Source organism: Cellulophaga sp., assembly GCF_039943695.1.
In the GTDB taxonomy this organism is placed as follows: domain Bacteria; phylum Bacteroidota; class Bacteroidia; order Flavobacteriales; family Flavobacteriaceae; genus Cellulophaga.
The window spans coordinates 15,050-34,170 of sequence record NZ_JBDVAA010000217.1 but is presented as its reverse complement, the minus strand read 5'-3'; the positions used below and the strand labels follow the sequence as shown (position 1 = coordinate 34,170).

The following is a 19,121-nucleotide window of genomic DNA, read 5'->3' as shown; positions in this document are numbered from 1 at the left end:
TATCTGAAATTATCTTCTTTTACAATCAATTAATAGTGACACTTACCACATTCTAAACCACCTTGCATAGCAGCCGTAAGCTTCTCTACACCATACTTTTTAGAAAGCTCTTCATGAATTTTATCATAATAAGCATTACCTTCCATTTTCACATTTGTTTCTCTATGACAGTTAATACACCACCCCATAGTTAATGGAGCATGCTGACTAACAACTTCCATCTCCTCAATTGGACCGTGACATGTCTGACACTCAACTCCAGCAACACTTACGTGCTGAGAGTGATTAAAGTAAACAAAATCTGGTAAATTATGTATCCTAACCCACTCTACAGGCTTAGACTCACCAGTATATTTTTGACCTTCTTCATCCCAACCAACAGCAGCATAAAGCTTTTTAATCTCCTTAGTATAGAACTCATTTGTATAACCATTTTCAATATCAGACTGAGAAGGACCCTCTGGATTACCCTTGTACTCATATATCGATTTATGACAATTCATACAAACATTCAAAGACGGAATACCCGAAGTCTTAGAAACCCTAGCAGAAGAATGACAATACTTACAATCTACCTTATTATCTCCAGCATGAACTTTATGAGAAAAATGAATTGGCTGAACTGGCTCGTAACCCTGATCTATACCCACTTGCATAAAGTAACCATATACAAAGTAAGCACTAGTTAATAACAAGAATACAACAGAAACCAAAACCAAAAACTGGTTTTGAACAAACGCTTTCCAAATAGGAATTCGTTTTTCAGCTCTTTCTCTCTCAACATCAATACCATTAGCTTTAGCAATGTTACGCAAAGTCTTGTTAACCATAAACAACATAGCAACCAACAACGCAAAAACCAAAGCCAACGCTCCTAAGATAATCTCATTAGAAACCCCACTAGAGGAACCACCTGATACATCACCTGAAACAGGAACAGCAGCACTAGCAGCAGGCTTTTCTTCTACTGCAGCTGTATAAGCCAAGATATTATCAATATCTCCATTACTTAATGTAGGAAAAGCAGTCATTGCAGTATTGCTATACTCTGCAAAAATCTTATTAGCATAAGAGTCCCCAGACTTAATAACACCTGAACTATTTTTAACCCACGCATAAATCCACTCACGATCTAAACCTTCTTCCTCTAAACGAGACTCTACATTCCTTAAAGCAGGACCAGTTCCTTTTCTATCCAAAGAGTGACATGATGCACAATTTTGATTAAAGATCTGTTTCCCCTTTGCAGGATCAGCATTTTCTGATTGAGAAAATAGGGATACTGAAAATAGCATTGCAGCTATCAGATTGACACCCAAAAATTTAGAAAGTTGATTACGGTATAAAACCTTTTTCATATTTAAAATATTTCTATCGAAATCCTGGCACGATAATTACTATATAACAGGCACACGCCCTATATCGCTTCTTAAATTGAACGCAAAAATACGACATAGACTTAAATTTGGAAATGTTAAGGGATTGATAATTTATAATTTATAATTGTTCTAAATAATATTTATGCGTTATGTTTGATTTATAATAATTTACATTTGCATAAGCTTATTAATATTAACACGCACAACTAATGAAAACACTTTATACAAGCATAATATGCCTTACCCTAAGCACTTTTTGTTTTGCTCAAGAAGGAGACGTTACTATAAAGCAAGACAAAAGCCTTGAGAAGCTTTTAGATTTATACACTGAAATCAATAAAACATCAAAATACTACACTATACAAATACACTCTAGCCAAAGCCCCAGTAAAGCTAACAGCAAAAAAAGCGAAGCACAAGAAAGCTTTACAAACTGGTTTTCAGAAATTAGTTTTGACCAACCAAATTACAAGGTGAGAATAGGAAAATTTAACACAAAATTTGAAGCTCAACAAAAACTAATAGAAGTACACAAAAAGTATCCTAACGCATTTTTAATTGCAGACCAAAAGGAAAAATAATCTATACAAACACAATTAAAAGAGCGATCCAGAAATGGGTCGCTCTTTTTTTTTATAACCTAATTGAACAAATTAAAAACTTACTTAAATAAAACGAAATCACAAATTCAATGTTAAGCAAACAAAAACACTACGCACCAATATTATACCTGAGTTTTTTTTTACATATCCAACCCAACAAAGAAGAGAACACCAACAGTAAACAACATAAGAATCTTAAAAAATAACCTATAAACACAGAAAGAGAGAGAGAGAGAGAGAGAGAGAGTAACAAATAAAATTGCAAAATAAACACCGGAAGCCCCAACAATAAGTTTTACCACACAGCTTACTAAGACACAACACAAACGAATACCATTTTAATAGCTAACCAGTAAGAAAAATAAAAAAACACAATCTAAAGCCGAACCACCAATTATACACCGATAAATAGACAACATTTTTATGCAACAAAATAAAACACTAATTTTATAAGAAACAAAACCCAATACATATGAAAACAACAAAGATCTACATCAGTCTATTTTTTCTGACTTTTTTCTCTACACTATGTTTTGCACAAGAAAGCGAAATATCAATAAACGAAGAAGAAAACAAAACAACAACAGTTAACCAAAACACATTACTAGCTCCTCCCTTTGCCATACAAATACACCAAAGCACAAACATAGCCGAAGCGAATAAAATAAAATCTGAAGCAAAAAGAAATTTCCCAGGAATGAGCACTAAGCTAAAAAGCAACCAAAACATACACAGCATTACGCTTGGTAATTTCAACAACATAAACGAAGCCCAACAGAAGCTAAAGACAGTTAAAACAAAATACCCTTCAGCAGTATTAATATCTAATCAAAAGGAATAAATACTAGATTAACATAAAACAAAAAAGCGACTCATTTCTGAGTCGCTTTTTTTTATATGATTTAGAAATTATTATTTCAATTTCTTTTTAACCGCTACCTCTTGGAAAGCTTCAACTATATCACCTTCCTTAATATCATTGTAGTTTTTAACTTGAAGCCCACAATCATACCCTTTAGCAACTTCTTTAGCATCATCCTTAAATCGTTTTAAAGAAGCAAGTTCTCCTGTGTAAATTACAACACCATCACGTATTAAACGTATACCCGCATTCCTAACCAATTTACCTGTTAACACCATACAACCTGCAATTGTACCTACCTTAGATATCTTAAAGGTCTCACGTATTTCTGCAGTACCAAGTATCTCCTCTTTCATTTCAGGAGAAAGCATACCTTCCATTGCATCCTTAAGATCATTAATTGCAGCATAAATAATAGAATACATTCTAATATCTATTTCCTCTTTTTCTGCAATTGCTCTTGCATTACCCATTGGTCTTACATTAAACCCAATAATAATTGCATCTGAAGCAGAAGCTAACAATACATCTGACTCCGTAATAGGACCAACAGCTTTGTGTATAATATTTACTTGTATTTCTTCAGTAGAAAGTTTCTGGAAAGAATCTGTAAGTGCTTCAACAGAACCATCAACATCACCCTTAAGAATAATATTAAGCTCTTTAAAGTCTCCTAAAGCAATACGCCTACCAATTTCATCTAAAGTAATATGACGCTGCGTACGCACAGATTGTTCTCTTTGTAATTGAGAACGCTTAGAAGCAATTTGCTTAGCCTCACGCTCATCCTCTAACACATTAAACTTATCACCTGCCTGTGGCGCACCATCTAAACCTAAAATAGATATTGGCGTAGAAGGACCAACCTCTTGAACGTTATTACCACGTTCATCTTGCATTGCCTTAATTTTACCACTACAAGTACCAGCTAATACATAGTCACCTATTTTTAAAGTACCGGCTTGTACTAAAATTGTAGAAACATAACCTCTACCTTTATCCAAGAACGCCTCTACTACTGTACCTGAAGCTAACTTTTTAGGATTTGCTTTAAGCTCTAACAACTCAGCCTCCAATAAAACTTTCTCTAAAAGCTCTTTAACACCAGTTCCCTTTTTAGCTGAAATATCTTGAGACTGAATTTTTCCACCCCAATCTTCAACCAATAAGTTCATCTGCGCTAAACCTTCCTTAATTTTATCTGGATTTGCAGTAGGTCTATCTATTTTATTTATTGCAAAAATTATAGGAACTCCAGCCGCTTGTGCATGACTAATAGCTTCTTTTGTTTGAGGCATAATATCATCATCTGCCGCAACAACTATAATTGCAATATCCGTTACTTGAGCACCACGTGCACGCATTGCCGTAAAGGCCTCGTGACCCGGAGTATCCAAGAACGCTATTTTTTGTCCATTATCCAACTGAACCCCGTAAGCACCAATATGCTGTGTAATACCACCACTTTCACCAGCAATTACATTCTCTTTACGAATGTAATCCAATAAAGATGTTTTACCATGATCTACGTGACCCATTACCGTTACAATAGGAGCTCTTTCTTTTAAATCTTCAGGAGCATCAACCTCTTCCACAATAGATTCTTCAATCTCTGCAGCAATAAACTCAACTTCGTATCCAAACTCTTCAGCAACTATAGATAATGTCTCAGCATCTAAACGCTGATTCATCGTCACCATAATTCCTAATGACATACAAGCAGATATTATCTGAGTACTAGAAACCTCCATCATAGTAGCAACCTCACCAACAGTAACAAACTCTGTTACTTTTAAGATTTTACTTTCTGCTTCTTGCTTCTCAAGATTTTTCTCTGTCTGTTGACGGTGCTGATCTCTTTTATCTCTTCTATACTTAGCTCCTTTTCCTTTTTTAGACTTACCTTGAAGTTTCTCCAAAGTTTCTCTAACCTGCTTTTGAACTTCTTCTTCAGTAGGCTCAACTTTTACAACTGGAGCATTAAATCTTCCTTTCCCTGGTCCAGATTTACCCCTGTTATTTCCACCTTGTCCACCTCTATTATTACCACCTGGCTTGTTATTACTAACAATTCTCTTTCGGCGTTTTTTCTTATCACCTCCAGCACCAGCAGCATTCTTAGGAGCTTCTTTCTTTTTAGGCTTATTAAACTTAGACAAATCAATTTTTGCACCCGTAAGCTTAGGTCCAGATAATTTTTGATATTGAGTAGTTATAACCGTATTCTCCTTAGCTTCTGCCTCAGTAGTCTCAGCTGGTTTTTCCGCTTCAACTTTTGCTTTTGGCTCTTCTTTTTTAACAGGAGCAGGCTTTTTAGCTGCAGGAGCAGACTTCTTTTTACCCGCATCTAAATCTATCTTACCAACAGTTTTAGGACCCGCTAACTCAACTTTACCCGTTTTTATGGTTGTAGATTCTTTTGCCACAGGTTTTTCAACCGGCTTAGACTCTTCTTTAACCACTGGCTTTTTAGCCTGAACAGGTTTTTCTTCTTTAGGAGTTACTTTTTCCTCAACAGGAGCTGGCTTCTTTTTACCTGCATCAAGATCTATTTTACCAACAGTCTTTGGGCCAGATAATTCTGCTTTAGCCTTAACAACCTCTTGCGCAGCTGCTCTTTTCTCTCTTGCCAAACGCTTTTCTTCTTGCTCTTTTTCCAATTGCAATCTAAGCGCTTCTTTTTCTTTACGTTTTTCCTCGCCAACTTCCTTAGAAGCAACTTTCTTGCTCTTATCCGTTTGGAATTCATCCAAAAGAATTTGATGCACCTCATTGGAAATCTTAGTAGTAGGCCTTGCCTCCACCTCATGTCCTTTGGACGAAAGATGGTCTATAGCCCTATCTAAAGAAATATTTAATTCCCTGAGGACCTTATTGAGCCTTATTGTTGCATTCTCTGCCATAAACAAGTATTCGTATTCTTAAATTTTTGCTAATATATAGCTTAATCTTCTAATTCTTCTTTAAGTATGCGCACAACTTCTAAAATAGTTTCAACTTCTAAATCTGTACGCTTTGCTAAATCTTGAGAATCTTGCTCTAATACGCTTCTTGCAGTATCTAAACCAATCTTCTTAAATTCTTCTATAATCCAGCTATCAATTTCATCAGAGAACTCTGTTAACTCAACATCCTCTTCTACTCCTTCACGGAATACATCAATCTCATAACCAGTTAATTGCCCTGCCAATCTAATATTATGACCACCTCTACCAATTGCTCTTGAAACCTCATCTGGTTTTAAGTAAACTTGCGCAGTCATTTTCTCATCGTTTAACTTAACCGATGATATTTTTGCAGGACTTAATGCTCTTGTAACTAACAATTGTGGATTGCTAGTCCAGTTAACAACATCAATATTCTCATTTCCTAATTCTCTTACAATACCATGTATTCTAGAACCTTTTACACCCACACAGGCACCAACAGGATCTATACGATCATCATAAGAATCTACAGCCACTTTTGCTTTTTCTCCAGGGATACGTACTGCTTTTTTAATAGTAATTAAACCATCAAAAACCTCTGGTATCTCTTGAAAAAATAATTGCTCTAAGAATTTAGGCGATGTTCTAGACATAATAATAGAAGGCTTATTACCCTTTAGCTCTACACTTTCTATAATACCACGAACATTATCTCCTTTTCTAAAGAAATCTGAAGGTATTTGCCTGTCTTTAGGCATTACAATTTCATTCCCCTCATCATCAACAAGAATAACCGCTCTATGCCTAATATGATGCACTTCTGCCGTGTATATCTCCCCTTCTAGATCTTTAAACTGCTTATAAATAGTAGTATTATCATGCTCATGAATTTTAGCTATTAAATTTTGGCGTAATGCTAAAATTGCACGTCTTCCTAAATCTATAAGCTTCACTTCTTCAGATACATCTTCTCCTACTTCAAAATCTGGTTCAATCTTACGCGCATCTGTTAATGAAATCTCTTCATTAGGTTCTTCTACTTCACCGTCTTCTACAACAACACGATTTCTCCATATTTCTAAATCCCCTTTATCAGGATTTATAATAATATCAAAGTTATCATCAGAACCAAATTTCTTTTTCAAAGCGTTACGAAACACTTCTTCCAAAATTGCCATTAACGTTACCCTATCTATGAATTTATCATCTTTAAATTCCGAGAAAGATTCTATTAGCGCAATATTTTCCATATTGATTTATTTATTAAAATTTTAATATAACTTTTGCTTCCTTAATATCAGAAAATGAAATTTCTTCCTTTTTCTGAACAGTAACTTTACCTTTACCTACGGGCTTCTGCTCTCTTGCTTTCCACTCTAGAGTAATGGTATCTTCCGTTGCAGCAGTTAATTCTCCTTCAAAATTACGACCTTCTATTGTTTTTACCTCTAATTTTCTGCCAATATTTTTTGTATACTGTCTAGGTAAAACCAATGGCGTAGAAGCTCCCGCTGAAGCAACCTCTACAGAAAAGTCTTGCTCTTCTCTATCTAAGTTGTGATCTATAGCTCTGCTAACCGCCACACAATCTTTAAGCGTAACACCATTATCACCATCTAAAACAATATTAATTTTATGATCTGGTGTTATAGTAAAATCAATTAAAAACAATGATGGGTTTTCTTTTAAAGCCCCTTCCAACAAAGATGTAACTTGCTCTTTAAACATAACTCTTTTTACAGAAATTTTATTAAACCAAAAAAAGTATAGTTAATAAAAGAGGGGACTATTAAGTCCCCTCATGAATACAGTATATTCTTTCAGCGATGCAAATATACATATTATTTTTCACAAAATAAAGCGATCCTCACTGTTGTTTAGGTAATTATGTATATTTTTAAAAACTAAACACAAACTAATATCCAAAAATGGAAATATTATCCTCTTACAATCTTATTATTGCCGCATCGGTTATCATTATTATCTCATTTCTTTTTAACGGAATTTCTAAAAAAACTAACATTCCATCTGTATTAATGCTTATTGTTTTAGGTGTTATTTTAAAATACGTATTAGAATTTATTGGAGAAGACAGCATTAATTTTTTTCCATCACTAGAACTACTAGGTATTGTTGGACTTATTATGATTGTGCTAGAGGCAGCGCTAGAGTTAAAACTTAAAAGAGAAAAATTAGTTCCTATTTTAAAATCTATGGCCATTGCACTAGTTGGCCTTATAGCCTCTGCATATGTTGCAGCCTTAATTTTACATCAGTTTATAGACGGTATGACAATGCAATCTGCTTGGCTATACGCAACACCCTTGTCCATATTATCTAGCGCTATAATTATACCTAGTGTTAGCGGGTTGTCAGAAAATAAAAAAGAATTTCATATTTACGAGAGCACCTTCTCTGACATTATGGGAATTATGATGTTTTATTTTTTAACGGGTAATTTAAACCCAACCGAAGGTGCTGGTAATGGCGCTGCAGGTTTTGCGGGTAATATTGGCTTAACAATAGTGATATCTATAATTGCTAGTTATGCCATAATATTGGTTTTTCAGCAAATAAAATCACAAGCAAAACAGTTTTTACTAATTGCAGTGCTCTTACTCTTATATGCTTTAGGCAAAAAACTTCACTTATCATCTTTAATTATTATTTTAATATTTGGACTTATAATTGCCAACATGAACTTGTTCTTTGGCGGATTCCTATCTAAATACCTAAATAAAGAGCGAGCAGAGCAAATTTACCACGAACTACATATTATTACACTAGAAACAGCTTTTGTAGTACGTACGTTCTTCTTTGTTATTTTTGGCATCACCATCGTCATCTCTTCTTTATTTAGCATTAACGTAGCAATTACCAGTATTCTAATAATTATATCTATATATGTAATTAGATTTATAATTCTACGTGTTTTTGTTGGTAGCGATATTTTACCACAACTTTTTATTGCCCCTAGAGGATTAATTACCGTTTTATTATTTTATGCAATACCACAAGAAGCACAAATAGAAACTTTTGATTCTGGAATTTTACTTTTTGTGATAATAGGAACTAGCTTAATTATGACCGGCGCTATGATTAAAGACAAACGTAAAATGAATACCATTTTAGACGAAATTGATGAGGATATAGATGAATTAGACAAACTACATGACGAAAATGCTAATGACGATTACGAAAGCATTAACAACAATAACACAGACTTAGAACTACCTGAAGAGGACAGCACAGACAGCGAAGATCACATAAACCATTAAAAACAAAAAACCCGATATCAAGTTGATATCGGGTTTTTACTTAACAGTGGTTGGCCCACAAGGACTCGAACCTTGAATGTCGGTACCAAAAACCGGTGTGTTACCAATTACACCATGGGCCAATGTTTGTTTTGAGGGTGCAAATTTATAATAAACTTTCGTTTACACAAAACATTTTTCAAAAAATTTTCAAAACTTTGTTAAACCTTTATAAAATTTTATCTTTCATATCTCAATTTATTACTAAATTCGCCTTAATTCATAAACAAAAAACTGTATGTTCTCTAAGAATTTTAAAAAATGGGATACTATCCTTGGCTGGGTAACTTTTTTAATAGCATTTATTACCTACTTAATAACTGTAGAACCTACAAGTAGTTTTTGGGATGCTGGTGAATACATAGCAACTTCTGCAAAATTACAAGTTGGTCACCCACCAGGAGCACCTTTACTACAAATGATAGGTGCGTTTTTTGCCATGTTCGCAACAGACAAAACTCAAATTGCAAGTATGGTAAACTTTGTTTCTGGCGCATCTAGTGCTTTTACCATTCTGTTTATGTTTTGGTCTATTACCAATTTGGCCAAAAAAATTATACTTAAAGAAGCTAACAGCGCATTAACCAATAGCAAAGCTATTGCAATACTAGGTAGTGGCTTAGTTGGTTCTTTAGCCTTTGCTTTTTCTGATAGCTTCTGGTTTAACGCTGTAGAGACAGAGGTTTACGCAATGGCAAGTTTTATTATGGCTTTGCTTTTATGGCTAGGTCTTAAATGGGTAGATGAATTAGACCACCCAAGAGGAAACAGATGGATTATTATGATCTCTTTTGTAGTAGGCCTTACTTTTGGTATACAGTTTATGGGCTTTTTAGCCATACCAACAATAGGACTATTATTCTACTTTAAAAAATACAAAGAAACCACAGTTAAAAACTTTTTAATAGCTAACATTGCCGTTATTGCTATTTTAATGCTGGTTTACAAATTCTCTTTAACATACGTTCTAAAATTATTTGGTTGGAGTGAAGTGTTCTTCATTAACAGTATTGGACTACCTTTTAACTCTGGCTCTATAATAATGGGTTTACTTTTTATTATTGCTTTTGCCTACGGATTAAATTATACCAGAAAAAATAACTTTAAAACAGCAAACACAATTGTTCTATGTTTAATGTTTTTATTTTTAGGTTTTTCTACATGGCTAATGTTACCAATACGTGCAAATGCAGACGTTGTTATTAATGAAAATGACCCGTCTGACGCTAGATCTCTTTTAGCCTATTACAACAGAGAACAATACCCAGGAGTAGACAGCCCTGTTTATGGAGCATATTATTCTGATGCCTTTTCTTCTGGTGGAGATAAAATAGACGGCAAGCCGAAGTACGAGCAAGATGAAAAACTAGGAAAATACATTATTGTAAACAACTACAAAGAAGCAGAACAAGGCCCAGACAAAAAACATGTTGGACTTTTACCTAGAATGTGGTCTAGAGAAAATGCAGAAAACTATATGAAATATTATGGTGGTCTAGATTTTAAAATAAAACCAAAGTATTTAGGAAATTCACAATTAAGAAGCATATGCCAAGAAGTAAAGAATGGTCACGCTAGCGGAGAAATAGCAACAGAACAATACATTGGATTTTTAAAAGAGGTTCTAGATAAAGATTACGTAGAAGTAATACCTCCAAGCATATGGGACAACATTAGATACATGATGGATTTTCAGTTTGGCTACATGTACTGGCGTTACTTTATGTGGAACTTTGTTGGCAAACAAGATGATTTACAAGGTAGATACAACAACCACGGTAATTGGATTAGCGGAATAAATTTTATAGACAACTATTTAGTTGGCAGTCAAGATAACTTACCAAGTGATGTTGCAAATAACAAAGGAAGGAACACTTATTTTTTCTTACCTCTTATATTAGGTATTATTGGTATTCTTTTTCAAATTAAAAGAGATCCTAAACAATTTTGGGCATTATTGGTATTCTTTTTATTTACAGGTTTAGCCATACAGTTTTACACCAACCCAACTATATTTCAACCAAGAGAAAGAGATTACTCCCTAGTTGGTTCTTTTTATGTGTTTGCAATTTGGATAGGATTAGGTGTTGCTGGTTTATATGATGAACTTAAAAAACTAACATCAGCAAAAATTATAGCTCCAATTATAACAGTTGTTTGCTTATTAGCCGTACCAACACTTATGGCTTTTCAAAACTGGGATGACCATGATAGGTCTGATAGATTTACAGCAAACAGTACCGCTAGATCATACTTAGACTCTACAGAAGAAAATGCAGGAGCTATGATATTTACTATTGGCGATAATGACACTTTTCCTCTTTGGTACTTACAAGAAATTGAAGGTTACCGCACAGACGTACGTGTTATTAACACAAGTTTATTTGCTACAGATTGGTATATAGACCAAATGAAGAAAAAGGCATACACTAGTGATCCTATTCCGTCTCAATTAACACACAACAAATACAGGTTTGGATCTAGAGATGTGGTTTACGAGCAACCTTTACCTCAATTTAAAGACAAAAGGTTAGACATTAAAGATTTTATGAACTGGATTGCGAGTGACAAACCAACAAATAAAATAAGATACATATACAAGCAGCAAGGAGCAGATCTTAGTCAGTACCCAGAAAGCTTTTTAGACTTAATATACTACCCTACTAAAAAAATACGCGTACCTGTAAACAAGAAAAATGTTTTAGAAAGCGGATTAGTTAAACCTGAAGATGCAGATTTAATAGTAGACTATATAGATATTGATTTACCTAGCGCTCTGAGCAAGAATCGTTTATTAATGTTAGATATACTTGCAAATAATGATTGGAAACGTCCAATTTATTTCTCTGGAGGTAGTTTTGATAGTGGTGAATACATTTGGATGAAAGAGTATTTACAATTAGATGGTTTAGCATACAAACTAGTACCAATTAAAACAAAAAATGCAAGTCCGTATGAAATAGGCCGTATTGATAGCGACCTAATGTACAGTATTGTTAAAAAATGGAAATGGGGTAACTCTGGTAGTCCTGACATTTACCACGACACACAAACAAGATCACAGTCTATTAGCTTTAGAGGCAACCTTGCCAGACTTACAGAACAACTTATTGAAGAAAATAAAATAGAAAAAGCAAAAGATATTATAAATATAGCTGTGACAAATATGCCTGTAGACTACTTTGGCTACTACGCCTTTGTAGAACCTTTTGTAGATGGCTACTATAGAGTAGGCGAAACTAAAAAAGCAAGAGAACTTTTTGCACAGTTAAAAACTAAGTACCAAGAAAACCTAAGCTACTACAACACCTTAGACTTGGATCAACAATATGTTAGAGAAAATGACATTTTAGGTGACCTAGAGAGCTACTTTAGACTAATAGACATACTTAAAAGAAATAACGAAACAGAACTAGCAGAGAAAGAAGAATTAATTGCCACAGAGTTCTTAACTAAATTCTCTCACCTTAACAGATCTAGAAGGCTATTAAGAGAAGAAACTCCAGAAGAGCCACCAATGACAGATCCAGATTTACCAGACTCTAATACAGTAGACACAAGCGCTACTGTATTAGATAGCACTAACAACTAACATAAAGCTAACCTTGGGTTAGCTTTATGCAATAGTATAAATTAAATAATAGGATTTTATATATTATAAATACTCGTTAAGTAAAGTAATAAGAGTATTTGCGTCTTGTTCGCCGCTTTGGCGCCAAACCATTTCGCCATTTTTGTAGATCATCAATGTAGGTAAGCCTTTTACTCGCAATGCTTGCGCAAGCTCTTTATTCTTATCTACATCAATCTTAATAATTTTACCTTTATCACCTAGTGCCGCAGCTACATCCCTTAAAACAGGGTGCATTTGTGATGATTGCTCATTCCATTCTGCATAGAAATCTAGCAATACAGGTACTTGTAAATCTATTAGTTCTCCAAATTTAGACATAAATAAATCTTTGGGTTGTTAATCAAAAGTAAGAAAAATTGTTAAATTATATAGTTTAGCCCATCTTTTTACAACTATTTGAGTCATAAAACTATGCCAATTCTTTCTTTTTTAGTGTAATTACAGTTATTTCTGGCCAAATACCAACTCTGCCTGGATATCCTAAAAAGCCAAAACCACGGTTAACATTTATATACTGCCCCATTTCTTTGTAAATACCAGCCCAATAGCGGTACCTCCATTTAATAGGACTCCATTTAATCCAACCAGGAATTTCAATTCCAAATTGCATACCGTGTGTGTGTCCACTTAGCGTTAAGTGGTAATGATATTCATCTTTAATAACCTCATGCTCCCAGTGAGAAGGGTCGTGGCTCATCAATATTTTAAAATCGTCTTTTGCAATATTAGCACTGGCCTTTTTTAAATCTCCTGCTTTTTTAAATCCTCCTACACCCCAGTTCTCTACTCCAACTAAAGCTATTTTATCTTCTCCTTTTTGCAAAAATCTGCTATCATTTAAAAGTAAATCAAAACCTATTTCCTTTTGAGTGCTCTTCAGTTTATCTAAATTTTCTTCTTTTAGCTCTTCAGAATCCCAACTAACATAATCACCATAATCATGATTCCCCAAAACAGAGTACTTACCATCTTTAGCTTCAAGCTTAGAAAATATTGTTTTCCACGGATCCATTTCTTCTGCTGTATTATTTACCATATCCCCGGTAAACAACAAAACATCACTCTTTTGCTCGTTAATTAAATCTATAGCATATTTAATTTTTTCTTCATCATCAAAACTACCACTATGTATATCAGATATTTGTGTAATTTGATATCCATCAAAAGCATCTGGCAAATCATCAAAAGCCAATTCATACTTTAGAACCTTAAAATTATACTTCCCTTTAGCCATACCATAAAGCAAAGCTCCAAAAGGCAAAGAAGCCAAACCTAAACCTATTAAACTTAAAAAACGCCTACGGCTTGGCAGCGCAAACTCTTTAGACTCTCCAAAAAACTTAGTATAAACTCCTGCTAAAAAACGTATAATATCCTCAGAAAAAAGAAAAATAATAAGCACTAAATTAAAAGCCATTACACTTAATAGAAAACCAAAAGCATAACTCATAGGAATGCTAATTACTCGTCCTTCATTGCCAACACTAAATTGATAAATAAAATTAAAAACAGCCAAAAGCGAAACTGCAATATATAAGTAATGAAGCCAATTAATTCTAGTAGCAGTTTTTAATGCCTGAAAAGCATAAAAACCCAAAACGGAATAAACAAGGACAAAAATAACCCAACGAAGCATAATCTATTTTTTTGCAAAGGTATTTGTTTAACAAGGAGAAATATCTATTTAAGACTTATTTAACAATGCGACTACCTGCTGTATATTAGCCACACTAGATATTGGCACTTGGTTTTCAACCAAAAAAGAACTAGAATTCATAGACAAAGGCACATCACCATCTAAAGTTTTATTAAAAGCAGCACCAGACATATGCAATGCTTTAAACCCTTCTTTTTTAAAATTGATAACATTATCTGCTCTTAATCCACCTCCAGGCATTACCACACAGGTTGATGACTTTTTATTTAATTTAGAAAGTAAAGAAATACCCAGTAGAGCCGAAGCTTTCTGCCCAGACGACAACACATAATTAACCCCCATACTTTGCAATGTTAAAAATACTTCTTCTGGATTTTTAAGCCAATCAAAAGCCCTATGAAAAGTGAATTGCAAATTTTTTGCTTCATCTATTAACAACTGAGTTCTTTCCTTATCTAAAGTGAAATTTTTATGCAACACGCCAGAAACAACACCTGCACAACCAAGCTCTACACATAAAGCAATATCTTGCTTCATTACTTCAAATTCAGAATCTGAATATGTAAAGTCTCCGCTTCTAGGCCTAACCAATACGTGCACAGGTATATTCACAGCTTTTAGCACAGCTTTAACAAGACCATAAGAAGGAGTTACACCACCAACACCAAGCTCCATACACAACTCCATTCTAGTAGCACCAGCTTTTTCTGCGTTTAAGGCAGATTCCAATGAATTTGCACACACTTCTAAAATCATAATCATTATATTTAAAGCCTAAAATTAGTCAACCTACTATTATGAAACGAAGAAAGTTTTTAAAAAATTCATCTTTAAGTACAGCCGGCATCATCTCTGCTCCATTATTAGCATCTTGTGATAACAAAAAAACAATTGCTCCCGATTTAAAAGTAGAGACAATTAAACCAATTGCTATTTGTACTTGGAATTTTAAAAATGCCAATGATAAAGCTTGGGAAGTTTTAGCCAAAGGCGGAAACTCTTTAGATGCTGTTGAACAGGGTGTAATGATTGAAGAAGCAGATGCTAACAACAATACAGTAGGCTTAGGCGGCAGACCAGACCGTGACGGAAATGTTACATTAGACGCATGTATTATGGACAAAGATGGCAACTGCGGATCTGTAGTTTATTTACAAAATATTGTACACCCAGTTTCTGTAGCACGTAAGGTTATGGAAGAAACACCACATATAATTTTAGCTGGCAAGGGTGCAGAACAGTTTGCTTACGAACAAGGATTTAAAAAAGAAAACTTACTTACAGAAAAATCTAAAAACGATTGGTTAGAGTGGAAAAAGACATCTAAATACGAAACCATTATTAATATAGAAAACCACGATACTATTGGTATGCTAGCTATGGATGAAAAAGGAGATATATCTGGTGCTTGCACTACTAGCGGTATGGCTTACAAGGTTGGTGGGCGTATTGGAGATTCTCCAATAATTGGAGCTGGTTTATTTGTAGACAATGAAGTTGGCGGCGCAACCGCTACAGGTGTTGGCGAAGAAGTAATTAAAACAGTTGGTAGTTTTTTAATTGTAGAATTAATGCGACAAGGGAAATCACCACAAGAAGCTTGCGAAGAAGGCGTAAAAAGAATTATGGCTAAAAATAAAGACCGTGAAGATTTCCAGATTGGCTTTTTAGCAATGAACAAAAAAGGAGAAACAGGTGGCTATTGTGTTCATCCTGGTTTTACCTATCGCAAAACAACCAAAGAGAGCAACACTAACGAACACGTAAATTCTTTTTACAAGAAAGACTAAATACAAAACAACAATTAGTAGTTTTGACACTTAATTAAGATTATAAGATGGCAGATCAAAAAAGACTTTTTTTACTAGATGCATACGCACTTATTTTTAGAGGATATTATGCGTTTATAAAAAATCCAAGAATAAACTCTAAAGGACTAGACACGTCAGCAATACTAGGTTTCACCAATTCACTATTAGATGTTATAAAAAGAGAAAGGCCAGACCATTTAGCAGTTTGTTTTGATCGTGGCGGAAGTGTAGATCGTGTAGAAATGTTTGAAGCCTATAAAGCCAACCGTGATGCCACACCTGAAGCTATAAAATTAGCCATACCATACATAGAGAACATCTTAAAGGCAATGCACATACCTGTAATTGTTAAAGAAGGTTTTGAAGCCGATGATATTATAGGAACATTAGCTAAAAAAGCAGAAAAAGAAAACTACAAAGTTTTTATGGTTACACCAGATAAAGATTTTGCTCAGTTAGTATCTGAAAATATTTTTATGTACAGACCAATGTTTGGTGGAGGCTATGAAACCTGGGGAATACCAGAAGTTCAAAAAAAGTTTGAAGTAGAAAGACCCGAACAAGTTATTGACTATTTAGGAATGATGGGAGATGCCGTGGACAACATCCCAGGACTACCTGGCGTTGGAGAAAAGACAGCTAAAAAATTTCTTGCCGCTTACGGTAGCATGGAAAACTTACTAGACAACACTCACGAGCTAAAAGGTAAAATGAAAGAGAAAATTGAAGCTAACAAAGAACTTGGCTTACTTTCTAAAAAATTAGCTCGCATAATGTTAGATGTTCCCGTAGAGTTTAATGAAAAAGAATATGAATTAGACCAACCAGATTTACCAAAAGTCACCTCTATATTTGAAGAGCTAGAATTTAGAAGACTTGCTGACAACCTTATAAAAACATTTGCTACAGAAACAACTACCGCAGCCACAAGTAGCAATAATGACAAATCTACCAAAACAACAACCAAAACAGCTGCTGCCGGAGCTGGTCAGTTTTCATTATTTGGCGGCGGCGATTCCGCTTCTGCTACGCAATTACAGCAAGAGTTATCTAGCAGAAAAACAAGCAAAGACATTCCGCACATATACCAAAGTGTAGCACCTGGAATGGCTATGAAATTGTTTTTGCAGAACTTAATGAAACAAACATCTGTCTGTTTTGATACAGAAACAACAGGACTAAATCCGCTTACAGCAGAGTTAGTAGGAATTGCTTTTTCTTGGGAAGCCAGCAAAGGCTATTACATTCCTTTTCCTGAAGCAAGGGAAGAAGCACAAGAACTCATAGAGCAATTACGTCCGTTTTTTGAAGATGAAAACATTGAAAAAGTAGGTCAGAATTTAAAGTACGACATTAAAGTATTACGCAAATACAACCTTATTATAAAAGGAACATATTTTGACACCATGCTAGCTCACTATCTAATAAATCCTGATATGAGACATAATATGGATGTGTTAGCCGAAACATACTTAAACTACACTCCTATTTCCATAACAGAATTAATTGGTAAAAAAGGTAAAAACCAGTTATCTATGCGCCAGGTTCCTGTAGAAAAACAAACAGAGTATGCGGTTGAAGATGCAGATATTACTTACCAACTAGCAAGCCACTTTAGACCAGAACTTAAAGACGCAAAAACAGAAGATTTATTTAACAGCATAGAAATTCCACTATTAAGCGTTTTAGCAGATATGGAGCTAGAAGGTATTAACCTAGATGTTGACTTTTTAAAATCTCTCTCTAATGAGTTAAACATAGATATTAAAAACCTAGAAACTAGTATTTATGAAGCTGCAGGCGAAGAATTTAATATAGCATCACCAAAACAATTAGGAGAAATACTTTTTGGAAAACTAAAACTTGTAGATAAACCTAAAAAAACAAAAACAGGTCAGTATTCTACAGCAGAAGACGTACTCTCTTATCTTGCACAAGATCATGAGATTATTAAAAACATACTAGAATACAGAGGTTTAGCCAAGTTAAAAAGCACCTATATTGATGCTTTACCAGAACAAGTAGAAGAAAGCACTGGCCGTGTACACACAGACTACATGCAAACTGTTGCCGCTACAGGAAGACTAAGTAGCAACAACCCTAACTTACAAAACATACCAATACGTACAGAGCGCGGAAGGCAAGTACGTAAAGCATTTGTACCAAGAGATGATAATTACACACTATTAGCAGCAGATTACTCACAAATAGAGCTACGCATAATTGCTGCTTTAAGTGATGAAACAACAATGATTGAAGCATTTAAAAACGGAGAAGACATTCACGCCTCTACAGCTTCAAAAGTATTTAACGTTCCTTTAGAAGAGGTTACTAGAGAGCAACGTAGTAATGCAAAAACAGTAAACTTTGGAATTATATATGGTGTATCTGCATTTGGATTAAGCAACCAAACAGACTTAAGCAGAGGAGAATCCAAAGAACTTATAGACGCCTATTACGACACGTATCCAAAACTTAAAAAGTACATGAGTGAATTAGTAGACTTTGCAAGAGACAATGGTTATGTACAAACAGTTTTAGGAAGACGTAGATACCTAAAAGATATAAACTCTAGAAACGCTGTTGTGCGTGGAGCAGCAGAACGTAACGCCGTTAACGCACCAATACAAGGTAGCGCAGCAGATATTATTAAAATTGCAATGATTAACATACACAAGAAACTTACTCAAGGTAATTTTAAAACCAAAATGCTTTTACAAGTACATGATGAACTTGTTTTTGACGCTCACAAAACAGAATTAGAAGAAGTAAGAACACTTATTAAAACAGAAATGGAAAATGCATACTCGCTTGCGGTTCCTTTAGACGTAGAAATAGGAACAGGAGATAATTGGCTAGTTGCTCATTAATTAAAATACAATAAAACAAAAAGGACATTAGATTTTTCTAATGTCCTTTTTTATTTTTTAAA

13 protein-coding genes and 1 tRNA gene are annotated in these 19,121 nt (G+C 34.4%); 6 read left to right on the top strand and 8 right to left on the bottom strand.

From position 1 onward, the window contains the following. Window positions 1-29: 29 nt before the first annotated feature. Window positions 30-1,358, bottom strand: a complete 1,329-nt coding sequence (locus tag ABJD66_RS16130) for a cytochrome c3 family protein (RefSeq protein ID WP_348133547.1) — start codon at window positions 1,356-1,358, stop codon at window positions 30-32. A gap of 230 nt (window positions 1,359-1,588) precedes the next feature. Between ABJD66_RS16130 and ABJD66_RS16125 the strand changes: the two genes are divergently transcribed. Both ABJD66_RS16125 and ABJD66_RS16120 read left to right on the top strand, forming a co-directional pair. Continuing rightward, window positions 1,589-1,960 (top strand): SPOR domain-containing protein, encoded by a 372-nt coding sequence (locus tag ABJD66_RS16125; RefSeq protein WP_348133545.1) that lies wholly within the window; start codon window positions 1,589-1,591, stop codon window positions 1,958-1,960. Window positions 1,961-2,453: 493 nt separating this feature from the next. Then, a complete protein-coding gene (locus tag ABJD66_RS16120) occupies window positions 2,454-2,822 on the top strand; it encodes an SPOR domain-containing protein (protein WP_348133542.1) in 369 nt (122 codons plus the stop codon). Window positions 2,823-2,893: 71 nt separating this feature from the next. Here the strand turns inward: ABJD66_RS16120 and infB are convergent, their stop codons facing one another. Genes infB through rimP form a run of 3 tightly spaced genes read right to left on the bottom strand, consistent with a single transcriptional unit; the run spans window position 2,894 to window position 7,498 of the window. Continuing rightward, the gene (gene infB, locus ABJD66_RS16115) at window positions 2,894-5,746 is read right to left on the bottom strand and encodes a translation initiation factor IF-2 (protein WP_348133540.1); all 2,853 of its coding nucleotides are present in this window, start codon (window positions 5,744-5,746) and stop codon (window positions 2,894-2,896) included. Window positions 5,747-5,787: 41 nt separating this feature from the next. Then, window positions 5,788-7,020, bottom strand: a complete 1,233-nt coding sequence (nusA, locus tag ABJD66_RS16110; protein WP_100893905.1) for a transcription termination factor NusA — start codon at window positions 7,018-7,020, stop codon at window positions 5,788-5,790. 13 nt (window positions 7,021-7,033) lie between these two features. Further along, window positions 7,034-7,498, bottom strand: coding sequence for a ribosome assembly cofactor RimP (gene rimP / locus ABJD66_RS16105; RefSeq protein ID WP_100893906.1), 465 nt, complete (start codon window positions 7,496-7,498; stop codon window positions 7,034-7,036). 200 nt (window positions 7,499-7,698) lie between these two features. Between rimP and ABJD66_RS16100 the strand changes: the two genes are divergently transcribed. Then, window positions 7,699-9,048, top strand: a complete 1,350-nt coding sequence (locus tag ABJD66_RS16100; RefSeq protein ID WP_348133535.1) for a cation:proton antiporter — start codon at window positions 7,699-7,701, stop codon at window positions 9,046-9,048. A gap of 47 nt (window positions 9,049-9,095) precedes the next feature. Here the strand turns inward: ABJD66_RS16100 and ABJD66_RS16095 are convergent. After that, window positions 9,096-9,170, bottom strand: a tRNA-Gln gene (locus tag ABJD66_RS16095). A gap of 155 nt (window positions 9,171-9,325) precedes the next feature. Between ABJD66_RS16095 and ABJD66_RS16090 the strand changes: the two genes are divergently transcribed. Then, entirely contained in the window at window positions 9,326-12,679 is a 3,354-nt protein-coding gene (locus ABJD66_RS16090) for a DUF2723 domain-containing protein (RefSeq protein ID WP_348133532.1), read from the top strand. Between the two features lie 63 nt (window positions 12,680-12,742). Here ABJD66_RS16090 and ABJD66_RS16085 read toward each other — a convergent pair whose 3' ends face one another. The 3 genes from ABJD66_RS16085 to ABJD66_RS16075 all read right to left on the bottom strand — a co-directional run bounded on the left by ABJD66_RS16085 (window position 12,743) and on the right by ABJD66_RS16075 (window position 15,134). Then, a complete protein-coding gene (locus ABJD66_RS16085) occupies window positions 12,743-13,039 on the bottom strand; it encodes a thioredoxin family protein (protein ID WP_100893909.1) in 297 nt (98 codons plus the stop codon). A 91-nt stretch (window positions 13,040-13,130) separates the two neighbouring features. Next, window positions 13,131-14,357, bottom strand: a complete 1,227-nt coding sequence (locus ABJD66_RS16080) for a metallophosphoesterase (RefSeq protein WP_348133529.1) — start codon at window positions 14,355-14,357, stop codon at window positions 13,131-13,133. A gap of 48 nt (window positions 14,358-14,405) precedes the next feature. Beyond that, window positions 14,406-15,134, bottom strand: a complete 729-nt coding sequence (locus ABJD66_RS16075; RefSeq protein ID WP_348133526.1) for a copper homeostasis protein CutC — start codon at window positions 15,132-15,134, stop codon at window positions 14,406-14,408. 41 nt (window positions 15,135-15,175) lie between these two features. Here ABJD66_RS16075 and ABJD66_RS16070 point away from each other — a divergent pair, with 41 nt between their 5' ends. Then, entirely contained in the window at window positions 15,176-16,168 is a 993-nt protein-coding gene (locus ABJD66_RS16070; protein WP_348133523.1) for a N(4)-(beta-N-acetylglucosaminyl)-L-asparaginase, read from the top strand. Between the two features lie 47 nt (window positions 16,169-16,215). Beyond that, window positions 16,216-19,059 carry a DNA polymerase I gene (gene polA, locus ABJD66_RS16065; protein WP_348133520.1) on the top strand — a complete coding sequence of 948 codons (2,844 nt, stop codon included), beginning with the start codon at window positions 16,216-16,218 and terminating at the stop codon, window positions 19,057-19,059. The last annotated feature ends 62 nt before the right edge of the window (window positions 19,060-19,121 follow it).